General features: G+C 38.2%; 18 protein-coding genes. 4 read left to right on the top strand and 14 right to left on the bottom strand.

What is annotated here, in order from left to right; genetic code table 11:
* Window positions 1-17: 17 nt before the first annotated feature.
* Entirely contained in the window at window positions 18-1217 is a 1200-nt protein-coding gene (locus F959_RS09070) for an acyl-CoA dehydrogenase family protein (RefSeq protein ID WP_004879362.1), read from the top strand.
* A gap of 68 nt (window positions 1218-1285) precedes the next feature.
* Here the strand turns inward: F959_RS09070 and gorA are convergent, their stop codons facing one another.
* Window positions 1286-2638, bottom strand: coding sequence for a glutathione-disulfide reductase (gorA, locus tag F959_RS09065; protein WP_004879360.1), 1353 nt, complete (start codon window positions 2636-2638; stop codon window positions 1286-1288).
* Between the two features lie 161 nt (window positions 2639-2799).
* Window positions 2800-4041, bottom strand: a complete 1242-nt coding sequence (locus F959_RS09060) for an alkane 1-monooxygenase (protein ID WP_004879359.1) — start codon at window positions 4039-4041, stop codon at window positions 2800-2802.
* A 190-nt stretch (window positions 4042-4231) separates the two neighbouring features.
* On the opposite strand from F959_RS09060, the gene F959_RS09055 reads away from it, so the two are divergent.
* Window positions 4232-5164 (top strand): AraC family transcriptional regulator, encoded by a 933-nt coding sequence (locus F959_RS09055; RefSeq protein WP_004879358.1) that lies wholly within the window; start codon window positions 4232-4234, stop codon window positions 5162-5164.
* Window positions 5165-5207: 43 nt separating this feature from the next.
* Here the strand turns inward: F959_RS09055 and lpxA are convergent, their stop codons facing one another.
* From lpxA to rimO, 12 genes are all read right to left on the bottom strand, one after another.
* Window positions 5208-5996, bottom strand: coding sequence for an acyl-ACP--UDP-N-acetylglucosamine O-acyltransferase (gene lpxA, locus F959_RS09050; RefSeq protein WP_004879355.1), 789 nt, complete (start codon window positions 5994-5996; stop codon window positions 5208-5210).
* On the bottom strand, window positions 5993-6478 hold the full coding sequence (fabZ, locus tag F959_RS09045; protein WP_004879353.1) for a 3-hydroxyacyl-ACP dehydratase FabZ: 486 nt from the start codon (window positions 6476-6478) through the stop codon (window positions 5993-5995). The genes lpxA and fabZ overlap by 4 nt, the downstream gene beginning before the upstream one ends.
* 6 nt (window positions 6479-6484) lie before the next feature.
* Complete coding sequence (gene lpxD / locus F959_RS09040) at window positions 6485-7555, bottom strand: UDP-3-O-(3-hydroxymyristoyl)glucosamine N-acyltransferase (RefSeq protein ID WP_004879351.1); 1071 nt, start codon at window positions 7553-7555, stop codon at window positions 6485-6487.
* A gap of 3 nt (window positions 7556-7558) precedes the next feature.
* Window positions 7559-8047: an OmpH/Skp family outer membrane protein gene (locus F959_RS09035; RefSeq protein ID WP_004879349.1), complete on the bottom strand. Its 489-nt coding sequence runs from the start codon at window positions 8045-8047 to the stop codon at window positions 7559-7561.
* A 41-nt stretch (window positions 8048-8088) separates the two neighbouring features.
* On the bottom strand, window positions 8089-10662 hold the full coding sequence (gene bamA / locus F959_RS09030) for an outer membrane protein assembly factor BamA (RefSeq protein WP_004879347.1): 2574 nt from the start codon (window positions 10660-10662) through the stop codon (window positions 8089-8091).
* Between the two features lie 32 nt (window positions 10663-10694).
* Window positions 10695-12050 carry an RIP metalloprotease RseP gene (gene rseP / locus F959_RS09025; RefSeq protein ID WP_004879342.1) on the bottom strand — a complete coding sequence of 452 codons (1356 nt, stop codon included), beginning with the start codon at window positions 12048-12050 and terminating at the stop codon, window positions 10695-10697.
* Window positions 12051-12055: 5 nt separating this feature from the next.
* On the bottom strand, window positions 12056-13252 hold the full coding sequence (gene ispC / locus F959_RS09020) for a 1-deoxy-D-xylulose-5-phosphate reductoisomerase (RefSeq protein ID WP_004879341.1): 1197 nt from the start codon (window positions 13250-13252) through the stop codon (window positions 12056-12058).
* Window positions 13253-14077 (bottom strand): phosphatidate cytidylyltransferase, encoded by an 825-nt coding sequence (locus F959_RS09015; RefSeq protein ID WP_004879340.1) that lies wholly within the window; start codon window positions 14075-14077, stop codon window positions 13253-13255. It abuts the gene before it with no gap.
* A gap of 3 nt (window positions 14078-14080) precedes the next feature.
* A complete protein-coding gene (gene uppS / locus F959_RS09010) occupies window positions 14081-14830 on the bottom strand; it encodes a polyprenyl diphosphate synthase (RefSeq protein WP_004879339.1) in 750 nt (249 codons plus the stop codon).
* Between the two features lie 4 nt (window positions 14831-14834).
* Complete coding sequence (gene frr / locus F959_RS09005; protein WP_004879338.1) at window positions 14835-15389, bottom strand: ribosome recycling factor; 555 nt, start codon at window positions 15387-15389, stop codon at window positions 14835-14837.
* Window positions 15390-15464: 75 nt separating this feature from the next.
* Entirely contained in the window at window positions 15465-16193 is a 729-nt protein-coding gene (gene pyrH, locus F959_RS09000) for a UMP kinase (protein WP_004879336.1), read from the bottom strand.
* Between the two features lie 64 nt (window positions 16194-16257).
* Window positions 16258-17601, bottom strand: coding sequence for a 30S ribosomal protein S12 methylthiotransferase RimO (gene rimO, locus F959_RS08995; RefSeq protein WP_004879334.1), 1344 nt, complete (start codon window positions 17599-17601; stop codon window positions 16258-16260).
* A 328-nt stretch (window positions 17602-17929) separates the two neighbouring features.
* Between rimO and glnL the strand changes: the two genes are divergently transcribed.
* Complete coding sequence (gene glnL / locus F959_RS08990; protein ID WP_004879333.1) at window positions 17930-19039, top strand: nitrogen regulation protein NR(II); 1110 nt, start codon at window positions 17930-17932, stop codon at window positions 19037-19039.
* A complete protein-coding gene (gene glnG, locus F959_RS08985) occupies window positions 19026-20522 on the top strand; it encodes a nitrogen regulation protein NR(I) (RefSeq protein WP_004879331.1) in 1497 nt (498 codons plus the stop codon). Before glnL ends, glnG begins: the two co-directional genes overlap by 14 nt.
* Window positions 20523-20615 lie beyond the last annotated feature (93 nt).

Below are 20615 nucleotides of genomic sequence, written 5' to 3'. Positions count from 1 at the left end.
TATCAGAGGATCACAACATGAACTTACAAAGTCCTAAAAAATTTAAAATGATGGTCGATCAAGCACATGAAGTTGCGTTGAATGTGTTACGCCCTATTTCACGTAAATACGATAAAGCTGAACATGCCTATCCCAAAGAATTAGACATGCTTGCCTCTTTAATTGATGGCATGAATGAAGGTGGCGAAGGTATTAATGCTGGCGCGGCCGTAGGGAAACGCGGTGAAACCGAGACTGGAAATAAGAATGGCAATAATATGTCAACAGCACTTGGTATTATTGAAATGTGCTATGGCGATACAGGTCTATTGCTTAGCATGCCACGTCAAGGTCTAGGAAATTCGGCAATTGCAGCCGTTGCCAACGATGAACAACTCGAGCGTTTCAAAGGAACTTGGGCAGCGATGGCAATTACAGAGCCAGGTTGTGGTTCTGATTCGGCTGCTATTCGCACAACAGCAACGAAAGATGGTGATGATTATATCCTCAATGGTGAAAAAATCTTCGTTACCTCTGGTGAACGTGCTGATTCAGTCGTCGTTTGGGCAACACTCGATAAAAAGCTTGGCCGTGCTGCAATTAAGTCATTCGTTGTACCTAAAGGTACGGCTGGTATGAAAGTTGAGCGTCTTGAACATAAACTAGGGATCAAAGCTTCTGATACAGCTGTGATTAGTTTTATTGATTGCCGAGTACCTGCCGCTAATTTATTAGGTAATCCTGAGATTGACGTGGCTAAAGGTTTCGCTGGTGTCATGGAAACTTTTGACAACACACGCCCACTCGTCGCTGCAATGGCAATTGGTTGTGCAAAAGCATCTTTGGAACGTATCAAAGAAATCTTTAAAGACCAACTTGATGCGGACTATAAAACCCCTTATTTACAAACTTCAAATCTAGCTGCACAAATCTATCGCATGGAGGCAGAATGGGAAGCTGCTCGCCTGCTGATGATCAAAGCGACATGGATGGCAGACAATAAAAAGCCAAACTCTAAAGAAGCCTCTATTGCAAAAGCAAAAGCTGGACGTGTTGGCAATGACATCACTTTAAAATGCGTCGAGCTTGCTGCTAGTGTTGGTTATGGCGAAGATGAGTTGTTAGAAAAATGGGCACGCGATTCAAAAATTCTCGATATTTTTGAAGGGACACAGCAAATTCAACAACTGATTATTGCTCGTCGTGAGTTGGGTAAATCATCTAGTGAATTGAAATAATTTCAGTAAGTTAAATAAAAAGGACGTCTATAATGGCGTCCTTTTTTATAGTATCGTGAATTTTAACGCTATCGCATCGTGACAAACTCTTCGGCTGAAGTTGGATGAATAGCGACAGTATTATCAAAATCCCGTTTGGTCGCACCCATTTTCAATGCGACTGCAAAGCCTTGAAGGATTTCATCCATACCAAATCCTATCCCATGAATACCCACAATTTTTTCTTCATCACCAACACATACTAACTTCATTTTAGTCGGCTGCCGATGTTGAGTAATCGCGCTGTACATCGCTGTGAATGAAGAATTATAGATTTTCACCGCTTGCTGACCATATTTTTCAATTGCTTCTTGTTCGGTTATTCCAACTGTGCCAATAGGTGGATGGCTAAACACAACCGTTGGAATATTCTCATAATCCAAATATTCATTTGGCTTATCATTAAATAATCTTTCAGATAAACGTCGACCAGCTGCTACAGCGACAGGCGTCAATTCCATCTTCCCAGTAATGTCACCAACAGCATAAATTCCTGCCTGTGAGGTATTTTGAAATTGATCGACAGCGATATAACCTCGCTCATCTAATTGGACATTTGCTTTATCCAAATTTAAGTTTGCAGTATTCGGCTCTCTGCCTGTTGCCCAAATGAGACAATCAACAATATGTTCTTCACCATTTTCTAGATGCAAAGTTACTTTACCATCGGCATTTTTTGTCACTTTTTTTGGGGTTGCTTGAGTATGTAAAGTAATGCCATCCGTTTGCATAACGTCGACCAAAGTTTCACTCAGAAATGGATCAAATCGTCGTACAGGTAAATTCTTTCGAATAAACAAGCCTACCTGAGACCCTAATGTATTCAGCACACCAGCAAGCTCGACAGCAATATAACCAGAGCCAATAACTGCGACTGTTTGAGGTAAAGCGGATAACTCAAAGAAACCATTTGAATCAATACCATACTCAACACCTTCTATATCAGGTAATGAGGGCTGAGTACCCGTTGCAATTAAAATATGATCGGCAGTTAGGCGCTCACCATTTACTTCAATTGTATTTTTATCAATGAAAATTGCTGGCCCTTGAACCACATCGACTTGATTATTACTTAGGCTATTTTGATAAGATTGATGAATTCGATCAATATAAGCTTGGCGATTTTTGACCAGTGTCTGCCAGTTAAAAGATTCGACTTGGGTGTTGAATCCATAATCAGGCGCATATTTTTGAATGCTCTCCGCTATATGCGCGGCATACCACATCACTTTTTTAGGTACGCATCCAACATTTACACATGTACCTCCGATTTCTCCCTTTTCGATTAAGGCACATTTTTTTCCATACATGGCTGCACGATTTACAGATGCTATGCCGCCACTACCGCCACCTATCGCAATATAATCATAATGTTTTGTCATCATCGCCTCATGAATTATCTAAATCTGCAAAATTCTTGTTAGATCAAAACTATAGATATACAACAACAAGATGGAGAAACCGATGATTTTTAATTTATTTAATACAAGAAAAAAGCACTGCTCATTTCTAAGCAGTGCTTTCATTTGATCATGTCTTTAAATTACTCAGCGACTACTTCTACTTGAGTTTGCTCTAAAGATTTATCAACCACACCAAACTTTTTAAAGATTTTTGCACGACGTTTAGGATAAATATTCGCTTTATTTAAATCACCTTTGTAATGATCAAATACACGCTTATCCATCATTTTTGACCATAAAGGTGGAATCAAAGCAGGCAATAACATACTTGCATAGCCACTTGGCAATTCTGGTGCCTCATCAAAGTGGCGCAATGCTTGGAATGGGCGTGTCGGATATGCATGATGGTCAGAGTGACGTTGTAGTTGATATAGGAACAAGTTAGTCACAATATTATTATTGTTCCAGCTATGTTCAGGCATGGTACGTTGGTATTTACCATTTTCATCTTTTTGACGTTTCAAACCATAGTGTTCAATATAGTTAATGATTTCAAATAAGCTAATTCCATAGAATGCTTGTGTTGCTAAATATGGAATGACACCTTTACCAAAGATACCAACCATAGAACCATGAAAGGCAGCACTCATGCCCCACCCTTGCAACAATTCATTGTCTGTAGACCAGAATTCTTTACCTTTACGTTTTAAACGTGTAGTTTCAATTTCTACAGCTGATTTGAATGAACCAATTACTGTACGAGGCCAAAACTCATAGAATGTTTCACCCATTTGTGAAGATGCTGGATCTTCTGGTGTTGCAGCACGTTTATGGTGACCATATGGGTGCTCAACACGGAAATGGTTATAACCCGTTGGCACAAGTGCTAAATGCGATAAAATATGGTCAATACGATCATGCTTATGACTAAGCTCATGCGCAGTATTAATTGCAATACCGTTGATCGCACCCATCGAAATACCAAGTAAAATCTTATCTAAAAACGATGTTTCTTTACGACTTGTTAAATAGCATGCATAAAAATTTGCAGCATATTGCAATGGAATAAAGCTTTTTACTAAACGAGAGTAATAAGGATCTTTTTCAAGTAATTTAATGTCTTCATCAGTTGGATTATTTGCATCTTTACCAATAATCGTATCGATTGTTGGAATAACAATATGCAAAACAATTGGGCCGCCTAGCGCAAAGATCTTTTTCAAAGGACGTGGAGCAAATTGATAGCCTGCTAAAATACCGATACCAATTACAGGCAAAGCTGGGCTAATTGCCCATAAATAACGTTTACGATCCAATTCAGTTTTTGATTTTGGAATGCTTACTGGCGTAAGTTCTTGCTCAACATTTACTGGCGCATTCATCATCTTTTCCATGTCTTTGTATATATATGTATATTTTCAGGAATTATGAGATGCATTACAGTTGCAAGCGTCCAAAAAACCTATGTGAAAGTCTTTGGCATCATCCACCCTGTTTTTGTCCTTAAAACACATATTGAGTTATTACATTAGCTCTCTATAATTTAAAATGAACACGTCGATAAAAAATCATATGGATGCTTTAAGTAAAATATTTGCCGATATTCATTTAAACCACAGTGAATATATCTACTTGAAAACACAAGGAGAATGGAGTTTCATCTGCCAAGATCAAACTGCTTTAATTGTTCATATTGTTTTAGTTGGGTCGGTATTTATACAGGTTGATGGACAAAATAGTCTGACAGCCAATGCGGGTGAAATCGTAGTTATCCCTTCTGGTAAAGCACATACAGGGGCTGACAATGCCATTACCAAGCTTGTTAATGCTGTAGACATATCTAAATTTTTTGATGGTCATAAAGAAGATGCTATCGAGTTTGGTACTGAATCATCTGAGAAAAATTTAATATTAACAGTGCGCTGTCAAATTGATACACTTATGGCACGTCCTTTTATTCAAGCGCTTCCAACTTTAATACACCTACAACATGGAGATACAAGTACGCCTGAATGGTTACAAATTGGTTTGCACTTTCTTGCCCTTGAAACACAAAATATTCAAGCAGGCCGAGATATTATTATTGACCATCTCGTAAATATTTTATTAATTAAGTGTATTCGAGATCATATTCAACAAATTTCTGATCAATCAGGATGGCTGAGTGCATTCAATCACCCCGAACTCAGCAATAGTTTAGCCGCTATCCACAACCATCCTGAAGATGCTTGGACAGTAGAAACTTTAGCTGAACAATGTTGTATGTCTCGCTCAAAGTTTGCAAGTTTATTCCATGAAGTCATTGGTGAATCGCCACTAGCATATCTACAACAACATCGAATGCGTTTAGCGAGCCAATATCTCCGTAAAAGTAATTATTCTATTCAGCAAATTGCAAATAAGGTTGGATACTCTTCGGAAACTGCTTTTAGTCAAGCATTTAAACGCACTTTTGAAATTTCACCTAAACAATATCGGCAGCAATATATTCAAAATGAAACATAAATAAAAAAAGACACTGATGTGTCTTTTTTTATTTTAGAAAATCTTAGCGTACGATGCCGCGTGTAGACTTTTCTAGAGAATCGATAAACAGCTGAGCTTCAGGCGTGCTTTCTAAAATTTCATTGCGAATTTTCTCGATTGCTTGCTCTGTTGTAAGGCCAGATTTATAGATCAACTTATAAGCTTCTCTAAGACCTTGAATGGTATTTCGAGACCATCCTTTACGACGCATGCCCTCTATATTCATGCCAAAAGCACGTGCTGGATTACCTGATGCCATCACATAGGCAGGAACATCTTTAAGGATTAAAGCCGCGCCACCAATCATACTGTAAGAGTCAATACGGCAGAATTGGTGAATACCAGCATTACCACCAACAATCACATGATCACCAACATTTACATGTCCAGCTACACCAACATTGTTTGCAAAAATATTGTGGTCACCAATGTTACAATCATGTGCAATATGGGTATTCACCATCAATAAATTATGGCTACCAATCTTTGTAATACCATGATCCTGAACTGTACCTCTATGCAAAGTACAATGTTCACGAATAGAGTTATTATCCCCTATTTCTAACCACGTCTCTTCACCTTGATATTTTAAATCTTGGCAAATTTCCCCAATACTCGAAAATTGGAAAATATCATTATTTTTTCCAATTTTCGTAAAGCCACCAACTACAACATGCGAACGTAATTTTGTTCCTGCATCAATACTTACATTTGGCCCAATAATACAATATGGCCCAATTTGTACACCAGATGCGATTTCTGCAGATGCGTCAATAATTGCTGTAGGATGAACTAAATTTTGACTACTCATGTCTGCTCAATTTTCTGATGGGAAATAATAATCTCAGCTGCTGCTGCAATTTTGCCGTCAACACTAGCAGTACAATTGTACTTGTAAATGCCACGTTTTTGCATAACAAGCTCAGATTTTAAGATAAGCTGGTCACCAGCAACAACCTGTTTCTTAAATCTTATTTTTTCTGCGCCAGCAAACAAGAACAATGAACCAGCTTTTGGCTTCTGATTTGTTAATACAAAACCTAAAATACCAGAAACCTGAGCCAAAGCTTCAATAATCAATACACCAGGCATAATCGGATAAGTTGGAAAATGTCCTTGTAGAAACTCTTCATTAATAGATACGTTTTTATAACCGACAATGCTATTTTCAGTTACTTCTGTCACTCTATCAACTAACAAGAAAGGATAGCGATGAGGTAAATATTCACGGATAGTTTGGATATCCATTGGTAATTCAGGCATCGTGAATGCTGGAAATGTTGACTCAGTCATAATAAATTATTTACGTAACTTAAGGGTTGATTCAAGGGACTCTAATTGAGCTTGCATATGATCAAGCCTTTTCGTGAGTTGGGTCAATGGCACATCTGCTAATTGTCTCAAGCGTACAACCGTCCTTTTCCAATGACTATTTTCAAAGAGCCCAATTCCTGAAGAATAAGTTCCTGCCTCAGAAATATTTTTTGTGACCATTGACATTCCAGTAAGCGTGACATTATCCGCGATATTTAAATGCCCTGCAACTGCACTACCGCCTCCGATAATACAGTTTTTGCCAATACGAACACTTCCAGCGATAGCACAGTTAGCGGCAATCGCAGTATTTTGACCAATTTGAACGTTATGCGCGATTTGCACAAGGTTATCAATAATTACGCCATCTTCAAGAATAGTATCGTCCAATGCACCACGATCAATACAACAATTTGAACCAATTCTGACATCATTACCAATTAAAACTGAACCAAGTTGTGCTATTCGATGCCATTTACCCTGATAAGGAGCAAATCCAAAACCTTCTGAACCAATTGAAGTATTTGTATGTATACGAACACGATCCTTTAGCTTGGCTTCACCTGTAATCGACACATTTGCATCAATAAAACCATCTTTGCCCACTTCGACGTTGTCATCAAGAAAGACGTTTGCTTGAATAATTGTATTATTACCAACAACACAATTTTCACCAATAACAACATGATGTCCAATATATGCATCGTCAGCAATAATCGCAGAAGGATGTATCTTTGCAGTACTTTCAATACCTCGTTGAGATATTTTTTTGTCGAATATATGGGTTAATGTGGCAAACGCCAGATATGGATTATTAACAACAATAAAGTTTTTCTTACTGCCTAATAATTGTTTTAATGATTCAGTAACGATGTAAACACCAGCTTGACTTACTTCAGCTTGCGCTAAGTATTTTTCACCATTTACAAAGCAAATATGATGATTGTGAGCTTTTTCTAGACTTGCTAAATTAAAAATTTGAAAATCTTTTTCACCGAAATACTCACCTTTTACAAGGTGAGCGATTTCTTCTAAACGATAACTACGTCTATTCATTGATTATTTCATTGCATTAACCTTTTGAATCATTTTATCAGTTAAATCATACTGAGCGTCAGATGCAATCGTAGAATTTTTATTCAAAATAAAATCTAAATTATTTTCTTTACGTAATTGTTCCGCTGCTTGCTTTACACGATTCTCAAAAGTTGTGTTCATCGCTTGTAAACTAGACTGAACTTTCGTCTGTAAACCTTGCTGAGTAGAATTAAATTCATTAACTTTAGCTTGGTATTGAGCAGAAAGTTTTTGCAAATCAGCTTGATTAGCTGATTGGGCTTTTTGTTGCAAACCTTCAATTTCTTTGCCCAACTGCTCCAACTTTGTTGAAGTTGGTTTTACTGTTTGACCTAAACTTGCGTTTTGTTGTTTGAGATATGTACTACTTTCAACAACTTTAGCGAGATCGACAACAGCAATACCACCTGCATTCGCAGCTGCTGAAACCGTTAGACCTAAGCCAATCATAAGCATTGTTAATGTTTTCATTGTTTCATCCTTTTATATATTTTGAAAACCTAGAGTCGTACTTAGAAAGTACGACCAATTTCGAATTGAATAGACTTAGTATCATCGCCTTTCTTATCGTTAAGCGGATATGCATAACTGAGTGATAATGGTCCGATCATCGTAATCCATGTAAAACCAACACCAACGCTATAACGCATGTTGCCGAAGTCAAATTTATAGTTATCTTTACAATATTGTTTGATATCAACATTATTTCCGTTAACTAAAATATCACCTTGTGGTACATCACATTGTGTATCAAAAACTTGTGCACCTTCAGCAAACAACACAGGTCTCACCTGACGAGTCCAATCCCCTTTGAATGGTAAAGGTAGAGCAAGTTCCGTACCGAATTGAACTAGCGCATTACCACCGACTTCTTCAGGATCTGGATCATTTTTGCCAGTTTCTTGGAAAATCACACTTGGATATTTCGGACCTAATGAACTGTTATCATAACCACGCACAGAACCATATCCACCCGCATAGAAGTTCTTGTAGAATGGTAGATCATTACCGAAACCTAACTTACCATAGCCACGTAATACAAATCCTTTAGGCAATGACTTAAATGCTTGCGCATCATAGGTCAACTTTTGATAATCAACATCACTACCAGGTAAACCAACTTCTAAACCAACTCGATGAGACATACCTGAAGTTGGGAAAATAGGTCTATTAAGCGTATTATATGACCATCCTAAGTTCAAAGTATATGTTAAGAAGTCTCCCTCAAAAGCATTCCCATACTCTGTTAAATCTTTTGCATTAAAATTATCATCTACACAATGTGTTGCTAAATCATAATCTTCTGGTATCGGACTAGGATCTGGATCACCTTTTTCATTATTAATCTCTCTTTGAGATTTGTATTCACCATCACAGAAAGAACTTGAACCTGTTTTTTTACCACCATTTGCTAACAAATAGTCACGAATATAAGTAGAAACACTTGGACCTGTTCTTACTTTAGTTTTATCGATACCAACAGAAGCACTCAAACTTTGATTTTCATCAATTGGATAACCAAAGCTTAAACTACCACCTAAACTATCAGTCACATAATTGTTAACGTTATAGTCTTCATTCAGTTTGGTTTTACGATAGTAAACATTATATCCACGACTCACACCGTCAATAGTGAAGTATGGGTCTGTTACACTCAAGTTATAATAATCTTGTGTTTCAGAACGAGATAAATCAACTGCTACTCGATTACCAGTACCCATAAAGTTTGTTTGACTCAAACCTGCTTGGAATGTGATACCACCATTTTGAGAGTAACCTACAGCAAGGGTTGTTGTACCAGAGTGCTGCTCTTCAACATCAACATTTAAATCAACTTGGTCTGGAGAGTTCGGTACACGAACGGGTTTTACATCAACAGTTTTAAAGAAACCTGTACGCTCTAAACGAACTTTAGAAAGATCAATTTTCTCATTACTCGCTAACGCACCTTCCATCTGACGCATTTCACGTCGTAAAACTTCATCAGCAGTTTTATTATTACCTGTAAAGTTAATACGACGAACTGTGACTTGCTGGCCAGGGTTAATATAGTAATTAAGATCAACAATTCCTGTTTGATTATTAATCTGAGGAACTACATTTACCTCTGCATAGTAATAACCAGCATTTCCGTATTTACGTAGTAAAAGTTGCTTAACAGCATTCACTTTTTCTTGCGAATACGTTTCACCATCTTTGTAAAGTTTAAGTGCTTGCAACTCTTCTGGCTTATAAAGTGCGTCACCTAAAAACTTCGTTTCACCGAACTTAAACTGACTACCTTCATCAACAGAAACTTCGATAAAGATATGTTTTTTATCTTCACTAATATTCAGTTGTGAATTGATGATATTAAAATTAATGTAGCCTTTGTTTAAATATAGTGCACGCAATGCCTCTAAACTTGCAGCCATTTTTTCACGAGCATATCGGTCATTACGCGTAACAATCGATGCCCAACCACTTTCTTTCACTGCAAAAGCTTGTTTAATATCAGCATCGTTAAATACAGTATTACCAATGATATTGATATCAAAAACTTTCGCAGGTGTACCTTCGTTGAAGTTTAGTTTTAACTCCACGCGGTTATTTGGGCGAGCTATTGTTTCTACTGTTACATCAGCATCGTAACGACCTTGCTGTGTATACTGTTGCTCAAGTTCAGTTTCAATAATCTGTAATGCAGATTTTTTGAAAACCTCACCTTCAGCAATACCCATTTTCTTTAAGCCTTGTTCCAAAGCTTCCTTTGGAATAAGTTTATTGCCTTTGAATTCAAGCTTTGAAATGATTGGACGTTCAACTACTTTGAAGACTAAGACATCATTCTCTTTAAAAGCCTTGATGTCATCAAATAGACCTGAAGCATATAAAGTGCGAATTGCTTCAGCGATCATTGGATCACTTACTCTATCGCCACTATTTATTGGTAACATTGAATAGATGCTTGCAGGTGTTAAACGTACAAGGCCATCAATTCGTATATCTCGTGCAAGAAACTCGTCTGCTGCGTATACTTGTTGTACCGCTGCCATCGCACTAACAAGTGCTAAAGGCATTAATAAATGTGTGTGACGCATGCCCATATATTTTCCAGTAAGTTAAATTCCATTTGCGTTTATAAACGCATGAAGTCATTGAATAAAGCTAAAAGCATCATGCTACCGAGCAGTACCATACCAACTTTTAAACCAAACATCTGTATTTGTTCAGAAACAGGTTTACCACGAATTGCTTCAATAAAGTAATAAACTAAGTGACCACCATCCAACATTGGAATTGGCAATAAATTTAAGATACCTAGACTTACACTCATCAGCGCCATAAAAGAGATAAACGTTTGCCATCCCATTTCAGCACTTTGTCCAGCAACTTTAGCAATCGTTATTGGACCAGATAGATTATCTAAACCAATCAAGCCTCTTACCATTTTTACGATCGAGTTTACAATCATACCTGAGAGCTGCACTGTTTTATCAGTCGCAACACCTAAAGCTTCAAGAGGTGAATATTGAATCGTTTGTTTATATTCTTGTGGAATAGTAACTTTACCAATATCACTTTTTACACCGAGAACACCCGTTGTATTGCCCATATTGTCACGTTGACCTTGCGGCATAACTTGTAAATGCACAATCTTGTCATTGCGCATCACATCAATATTCAACAATTTTTCAGGTGAACCTTGTACAACTTCAACTACATCAAACCAGTCTTTCATCGTAACACCATTGATTGCTACGATTTTATCACCCTCTTTCATCCCTTGACGAATTGCAGCACCATCCGCACTTAACTCTTTTACAACTGCAGGGATAACAGGACGATAAGGTAAAAAGCCCAATGCATCTAAAGGTGATTGACTCTGATCTTTAAGAAAATCTTTAATCGATAAATTAACTTGTTTTTCAGTACCCGCACGATCAACTAAAACAGAAACTTGCCCAGTTTCACCCACACGGTTTACAAGCGCGTAGTTAAGTTTTTCCCACGTTGGTGTCGTCTGACCATCGATCTCTAATATTTTATCTCCAACTTTCAAATCAACTTGAGCGGCAGGTGTATTTGGTAAAACTTTACCAATACGTGTATTCAGCTGATCTTGAGCTGGTAAAAATAAAATCCAAAAGAGAAAAATAGCGAAAATTAAATTAATCAATGGCCCAGCAGCGACAATCGCAATACGTTTCCACGGAGATTGCCTATTGAAAGCATATGGTAAATCCTGTTCAGCGACATTACCTTCACGCTCATCTAGCATCTTGACATACCCACCAAGTGGCAAGGCTGAAAGCTGATACTGAATACCAGATTTTTTAGATTGCCATTTTAGTAAAGTAGGACCAAATCCAATCGAATAGACTAAAACTTTGACACCTAATTTACGAGCTACCCAGTAATGACCAAACTCATGTATGGCGATGAGAGGACCCAACAACAAAATCGCAGCAACGATCATGAACAATGCATTCATACGATTTAACCCCCCACTTCCATAATATACTGCTCTGCCACCTGTCTTGCGATCATATCAGTATGTAAAATGATGTCTATATTTTCTGCTTTGGCATTTTGTACAACTTGCAAAGTATTTTCGACAACTTGTGGAATTTCTGTAAATCGAATTTTATTATCCAAAAACGCAGCCACTGCTATTTCATTAGATGCATTTAAAATTGTTGGTGCTAAACCACCTGCTCGCATTACTTGACGAGCTAAATTAAGCGCAGGAAATTTAATTTCATCTGGCTTTTGAAAATTTAATTGCGCTGTTTCAAACAAGTCCAAAGCAGGAACATGTGTTGTTAAACGTTTCGGCCAAGCCAATGCGTGCGCAATCGGCGTACACATATCAGGGTTACCCATTTGAGCCAAAGTTGATCCATCCACATATTGCACCATTGAATGAATAATACTTTGTGGATGAACAACAACTGTAACAAAATGTTCTGATATTGAAAACAAATGACAAGCTTCGATTAATTCCAAGCCTTTATTCATTAAAGTTGCAGAATCAACGGAGATTTTTTGCCCCATAGACCAATTTGGATGCTTACATGCTTGTTGAGGTGTTACATCTTTTAATTGTTCAATTGAATGATTAAGAAATGGGCCGCCTGATGCAGTCAACAATATCTGAGAAACGCCGAGTTGCGGTTGTTCTGTTCTTTTTGCATCTAAATAGTTATGCGGTAATGATTGAAAAATTGCATTGTGTTCAGAATCTACAGGTAACAATAACGCCTTATGCTGTTTTGCCGCCTGCATCATAATGTCACCAGACATCACTAAAGCTTCTTTGTTTGCAAGCAATACTCGTTTACCTGCTTTTACTGCTGCGAGCGTTGGCAACAAACCAGCCGCACCAACAATTGCAGCCATAACAACATCAACGTCAGGATGTTCTGCAATTGCTATTAATCCAGCTTCATCAGTCAAAATTTCAATCTGTTTGAGATTTTCATTATTTAGCTTTTGTTTAAGTTCAAAAGCTTTTTCATTCGGTACGACTACAATTTTAGGATGATATTTTTTGCAGATTTCTAAAAGTTCATCTAAACGACTATAAGCAGACACTGCAAAAACAGTGTACTGGTCTGGGTGTTGTTCCAATACTTTTAATGTACTTTGACCAATTGAACCTGTAACACCCAATATACAAACAGCTTGAGTCATTTAAAGATCTACACCAATAAGTTTTAATATGTACATACCCGCAGCAAAGATAGGTGCAGCGGCTAGTAATGAGTCGATTCGATCTAATACACCACCATGCCCAGGAAGCACTCGACCTGAATCTTTGATACCAGCTCGACGCTTAATCATTGATTCAAATAAGTCACCTAACACCGAAGCAAAAACAGTGATGATTGAAAGAACTAAAAATAAGATAAGCTGTACTGCGGTTAAATTCAAATAAGAATATTGAACAATCATCATAATGATTACAGTTGTCGCAATACCACCATATAAGCCTTCAACCGATTTATTTGGGCTAACTGTTGGTGCTAGTTTCTTCTTACCAAATTTACGGCCAACAAAATAAGCGCCACTATCAGCCCCCCATACCAATAGGAATAAATACATCAACCACCACGGAGAGCTATGCCAGACTGCATATAAGGCTGTAACTGCCGCAGAGATTAAAATAAATCCAATGATATATAAGGAAACATTGTACCAATTATCAGATTCAGGGAAATTTTTAACCCAATAAATGCTTCCAAGCCAAGTGAGAATTGATGCAGCCCATAAAAGCAAAGCCACATCATCAAAAAATAATGCTAGCGTCGAAACTGCTGCGACACATCCACCATAAACCCAAGCTTTTGGCTTTGAAACAACTGATGCCGTTCTAGGCATAAGCTTAAACCACTCATACCCAGCAACCCCAGCTGCTAAAATCATAAGCACAAACATTGGATAATGTGATTGCGTTGCAAACATGCAACTTAAAACAACAGCAACTAAAACCAATGCGGTAACAATCCGCTCTAACATTTATTAATTCTCTATTTTCGCTTGTTGAATCTGTTCAGAAGTTTTACCGAAACGTCTTTCACGTCCTGAAAAAACGTTAAATGCATAATCCAACTCTTGCACTGTAAATTCTGGCCACAAAGTATCGGTAAAATACAATTCTGCATATGCAGCTTGCCAGAGCAAAAAGTTAGATAAACGATAATCACCGCCTGTACGAATTAATAAATCGACGGCAGGAAGATCGTTTAGACTGACATACTTATCAAATAAATCAACATTTATCTGATTGGTTTCAAGCCTGCCAGCGAGAGCCTCTTCTGCAATGCTCTTCGCAGCTTGAGCCATATCCCACATACCGCCATAACTTACAGCAATCGTGAGTGTCATCGAATCAAATGCTGCTGTCTTTTGCTCTGCATATTCCATTAACGCTCTCAATTTCGTCGATAAACGAGAACGATCACCAATGAAACGCAACGCAATATTAAACTTTTCCATCCGAGGTAGTTGCTCATGAATTGTCTCTTCCAACAATTGCATTAACAAATCCACTTCGTATTGTGGTCTATTCCAGTTTTCACTTGAAAAAGCAAAAACAGTTAAAGCACGAACACCAACTTTTTTACAATGTTCAACGATAGGATCTAGGACATTTTTGCCCTCGCGATGCCCATCGCCTTTTTGCATTTGCTTTTTTTTAGCAAAGCGATTATTGCCATCCATGATGATGGCAATATGCTGAGGAAGATTTTGCTCTTCTGATAATGTCATATCATTAGACTTTCATTAATTCCGCTTCTTTCGCTGCAAGACGCTTATCAACTTCTGCAACATATTTATCAGTGATTTTTTGGATATCATCACCAGCACGACGCTCATCATCTTCAGAAATTTCTTTTTCTTTCAATAATGATTTGATATCACCTAAAATATCACGACGAATATTACGGATCGCAACTTTTGCATTTTCAGCTTCAGAACGCGCAACTTTCTGCATGTCACGACGTGTTTCTTCTGTTAATGCTGGAAGCGGAACACGAATCGAGTCAGCAGTAATTGGGTTCAAGCCTAAATCACTTTCACGAATCGCTTTATCAATCGCAGAAACCATTGTACGTTCGAAAGGTTGAACAATCAGCGTACGAGAGTCTTCTATACCAACGTTTGCAACTTGGTTTAGTGGAACATCAGAACCATAGTAAGGAACCATCACACCATTTAAAATTGATGGGTGCGCACGTCCAGTACGAACTTTCGCAAAACCTTGCTCCAAAGAGTCAAGTGTTTTCTGCATACGCTGTTCGCTATCTTTTTTGAGATCGTTAATCATATGATCTTCCTTACTTATTCATTAGGTATTACAAAATATTTAACGTAGTATAAAGAGCTTTCAGGCTCACGTACATTAGTTCGTAACGTGAGTTCCTTCTTTTTCACCCATTACAACAGAAAGTAACGCGCCTGATTTATTCATATCGAATACTTGTAATGGCACATTATGGTCACGACATAAGCAAATTGCTGTAAGATCCATGACACCAAGCTTTTCATCAAGCACCTGATCAAATGTTAAGCTATCGTACTTAACAGCATCTTCATATTTGCTTGGGTCTTTATTATAAACACCATCAACTTTAGTTGCTTTCAAGATTAAGTTCGCCTCAATCTCAATACCACGTAAGCATGCTGCTGTATCTGTTGTAAAGAATGGATTACCGGTACCTGCAACAAATACGCACACTTCACCTTGGCTTAAATGACGGATCGCATCACGACTTGAATACGGCTCAACAACTGTACCAATTGACAATGCAGACATTAAACGAGTTTTAATGTTACGGCGTACCAATGCATCACGCATCGCCAAACCATTCATTACTGTCGCCAACATCCCCATTTGGTCGCCCGTAACACGACCAACCAAACCATCTTTTTGTAATTGGCTACCACGATATAAGTTACCACCACCTACAACGATACCAACTTGCACACCTAAGCCAACTAAGTGAGCAATTGAAAGTGACATTTGATCTAATACTTGGGCATCAATACCCATATCTTTATTGCCCGCTAAAGCTTCACCAGAAAGCTTTAGTAAAATTCGTGCATAACGTGGATTTTTAGAAGCTGACATACCTTTACTCCAAACCGACCAATCTCAAAATTTTCTTAATCTAATAAAAATGAATAATTCAACATCAAGCAGATTTAATCTGAATTAATTTCGCAAATAAATCGTATTCATCCGCGTCAGTAATTTCGACCTCAAGCAGATCACCCGCTTTAATCACACTCTTATCAATATCTTCAACAAAAACATTACCATCAATTTCAGGTGCGTCAGCATAAGAACGAGCTACTGCTACTGGGAACTCTTCTTCTAAGCTATCAACAAGCACAGTCATTTTCTGACCAATACGTTTTTGTAGTTTCGCTGCGGAAATAGCCTGCTGAACTTCCATGAAACGTTCATAACGCTCTTGTTTGATTTCTTCAGGCACATGATCAGGAAGATCATTCGCTGTCGCACCCTCTACAGGTGAATAAGTAAAGCATCCAACTCGATCCAGTTGAGCTTCTTTCAACCATTCTAATAAGATTTGGAAGTCTTCTTCAGTTTCACCAGGAAAACCAACGACAAAAGTAGAGCGAATCACCAATTCAGGGCATTTTTCACGCCACAATTTGAGGCGCTCTAATGTATTCTCACTATGCGCTGGTCGCTTCATCAATTTTAAGATGCGTGGGCTGGCATGCTGAAAAGGAATATCTAAATACGGTAAGATTTTACCTTGTGCCATTAAATCAATTGCAGCATCTACATGTGGGTATGGATACACATAATGTAAACGAACCCAAATTCCAAGTTGACCGAGTGCTTCACACATGTCATAGAATTTAGTTTTTACAGGTTGTCCATTCCAGAAATCCAACTTGTATTTCGTGTCCACGCCATAAGCTGACGTATCTTGAGAAATCACTAGAATTTCTTTTACACCAGCACGTTTAAGTGCTGCCGCCTCATCCAAGACTTTACCCACTGGACGAGAAACAAGATCTCCGCGCATACTTGGAATAATGCAGAATGTACAACGATGGTTACAGCCTTCTGATATCTTTAAATATGCATAATGCTTCGGTGTCAAACGAACACCTTGCTCAGGAACTAAATCAATAAATGGGTTGTGCTTTGGTGGTGCTGGTACATATTCATGTACAGCTTCCATTACATCTTGATAGGCTGCCGCACCTGTTACTTTTAGAACATTTGGGTGCATTTGACGAATCTTGTCTTCATCTTTACCTAAACAGCCTGTGACGATCACACGGCCATTTTCGCTCATGGCTTCACCAATCGCGTCTAAAGACTCTTGTACTGCAGATTCAATAAAACCACAGGTGTTAACAACAACCAAATCTGCACCATCATAATCTGATGCAACTTGATAACCTTCAGTCTTTAACTGAGTTAAAATTCGTTCAGAATCTACCAATGCCTTAGGACAACCTAAAGATACAAAACCGACTTTGGGGGTCTTCATGAATCTGCGCTCCACTAGAATCGGCGTATTGTATGTCTTTTCTTTGCTTACGCATAGCAGCAAAGACATCTCTTTGTGTAATGCACCAAAATACAACCAATATTTTAAATAAAACTCAACAATGCACCATTTTGAATCATAATAAAATATAGAAATAACCCAATGTATGTGAAAAATACCGTATAAATTAGACATTCAACGAATAAGTTATTGAAATTTAGCCAATACAAAGTTGGCTTATATTTTGCATTAAGTACAATTTAGAAGTTAATGGCTATTCATTTATATTGATATTAATTGCGCCATTTTAAAACAGGACGATTCACAAATGGATCAACACAACACTATCGACTATCGACTACTTGTAGATAATCTGACGACTGCCATTTTATTGGTCGATAGTAATCTTAATATTTTTTATTTAAATTCTGCTTGTGAAGCATTATTTGATATCAGTTTGCTTCGCGCATCGGGCCAACCTGTACTCAATTTACTGCATGCACATGATGATACATTTAATACACACGAAGCATTAATCAATACATTACAAAGTGGACAACATTATACGCGACGAGAAGCTGTAATTAACGTGAACTTCAAACCAATTCATGTTGACTATACCGCCTCGCAATTAAATGCAGGAAAAAGCTACCACCCCTTACTTCTCATTGAACTCAATCCGATTGATCGTATGTTGAAAATTTCCAAAGAGGAAAATTTAGTACAACAACATCATGTGGCTCGCCAATTGGTTAGAGGTGTTGCGCATGAAATTAAAAATCCTTTAGCAGGTATTCGTGGCGCAACTCAACTTTTAGCACGTAGCTTGGGTGATGAAAGTTATCGAGAATTTACTGACATCATTATCAATGAAGTTGACCGTTTGACTAACTTGGCTGACACGATGCTCGGTTCGCGCCAATTACCTAGCTATGAACATGTTAATGTGCATGAACCACTAGAACGCGTTCGCTCACTTATTGCTAATCAAACCAAAAAGAAAATTAAGATTACTCGAGATTATGACCTTTCATTACCAGATGTTATGGCTGATCGTGATCAACTCATACAAGTCATGCTCAATATCAGCGTCAATGCGGTTCAAGCAATGACTGAGAATAAAGATTACTTTACCGACTCAGAGCCAGAATTAACATTAAGAACACGTATTCAACGTTTAGTCACTATTAATGGTGCTCTGCATCGCTCAACAGTACGTATTGATATAGAAGACAATGGCCCTGGTGTGCCAGAAAGTATTTTAGAGTCAGTATTTTATCCGCTCGTCACTGGGCGAGCTAAAGGAACAGGTCTAGGCCTAAGTATCGCTCAAAACATCATGCATCAACATAACGGAATGATCGAGTGTCAATCCGTTCCTGGAAAAACCGTATTTAGCTTATATTTACCTTGGGAGTCAGACCGTGTCACGAAATAAAATTTGGGTAATCGATGACGATCGTGCCATGCGCTGGGTACTCGAAAAAACTTTCAAAGAAGAAGGTTTTGACGTTACCAATTTTGAAGAAGCACAAACGGCACTTGAGCGTTTACATGATGATGCACCTGATGTCATTTTAACTGACATCCGCATGCCTGGGATTGATGGTTTAACTTTTCTATCCAAAGTTAAAAATACACATCCAGACCTACCTGTCATTATTATGACAGCGCATTCAGACCTTGAATCCGCTGTATCAAGTTATCAAACAGGTGCTTTTGAATATTTACCAAAACCTTTTGATATTGATGAAGCATTAGCACTGGTTAATCGTGCAATTTTGCATATCAATAAGTTACAACAACAAGAAGCAACTAAAGCAGCGTCACCATTGCAATCAACCGAGATCATTGGTGAATCTCCTGCTATGCAGGAAGTTTTCCGTGCGATTGGGCGCTTATCACAATCTCATATTACTGTGTTAATCAATGGTGAATCTGGTACTGGTAAAGAATTAGTTGCACATGCTCTACACAAGCACTCACCTCGTCGTGCTAAACCATTTATTGCACTCAATATGGCGGCGATTCCTAAAGACCTGATTGAGACAGAATTGTTTGGGCATGAAAAAGGTGCTTTTACTGGAGCAAATACACAACACCAAGGGCGTTTTGAACAAGCCAATGGCGGTACATTATTTCTAGATGAAATTGGTGACATGCCATTCGAAACTCAAACTCGTTTACTACGTGTGCTTGCAGACGGTGAGTTTTATCGTGTTGGCGGGCACATTCCAGTCAAAGTTGATGTTCGTATTGTTGCTGCAACACACCAAGATTTAGAAAAGCTAGTCAATGAAGGACGCTTCCGTGAAGACTTATATCATCGTCTGAACGTGATTCGTATTCACATTCCTAAACTTGCGCACCGCAGCGAAGATATCCCAATGCTTGCGCAACACTTCTTGGCACGTGCAGGTAAAGAATTAGGAGTTAGCCCTAAAATCTTACGTACCGAAACAACAGACTACATGCAGCAACTTCCTTGGCCAGGCAATGTTCGCCAATTAGAAAATACCTGCCGTTGGTTAACTGTCATGATTACAGGTCGTGAAGTTTACCCTGAAGACCTGCCTGCTGAACTAAAACAAGTCTCATTGCAAAAAAGCACTAGCGATGCAACGGCAGCAACCCCAAACAGTGCAGCAATTGTAGATCGAATTGCAGTACATCATTGGGATGAGTTACTTGGTCAATGGGCTGTTCAAAAATTAAAAAATGGCGAAATGAAAATTTTAGATATTGCCACTCCGATGTTTGAACGTACTTTAATCAATGCAGCTTTACAACAGACTCGTGGTCGTAAACGCCATGCCGCTGAGCTTTTAGGTTGGGGGCGCAACACCTTGACACGCAAACTAAAAGAGCTCGGCATGGACTCAACAGAGGATGATGAAGACGAAGAAGTTCGCTCTGCATAATTACAGCCATTAAATATACAAAGCGAGTAAATCATTTACTCGCTTTTTTCGTATGGAGATGTTTTGAAACATACAAAAACGTGATAGCCATAC

The organism is Acinetobacter venetianus RAG-1 = CIP 110063 (assembly GCF_000368585.1).
Lineage (GTDB): Bacteria > Pseudomonadota > Gammaproteobacteria > Pseudomonadales > Moraxellaceae > Acinetobacter > Acinetobacter venetianus.
The sequence above is the reverse complement of the archived record's forward strand: the minus strand, read 5'-3'. Positions and strand labels throughout refer to the sequence as shown.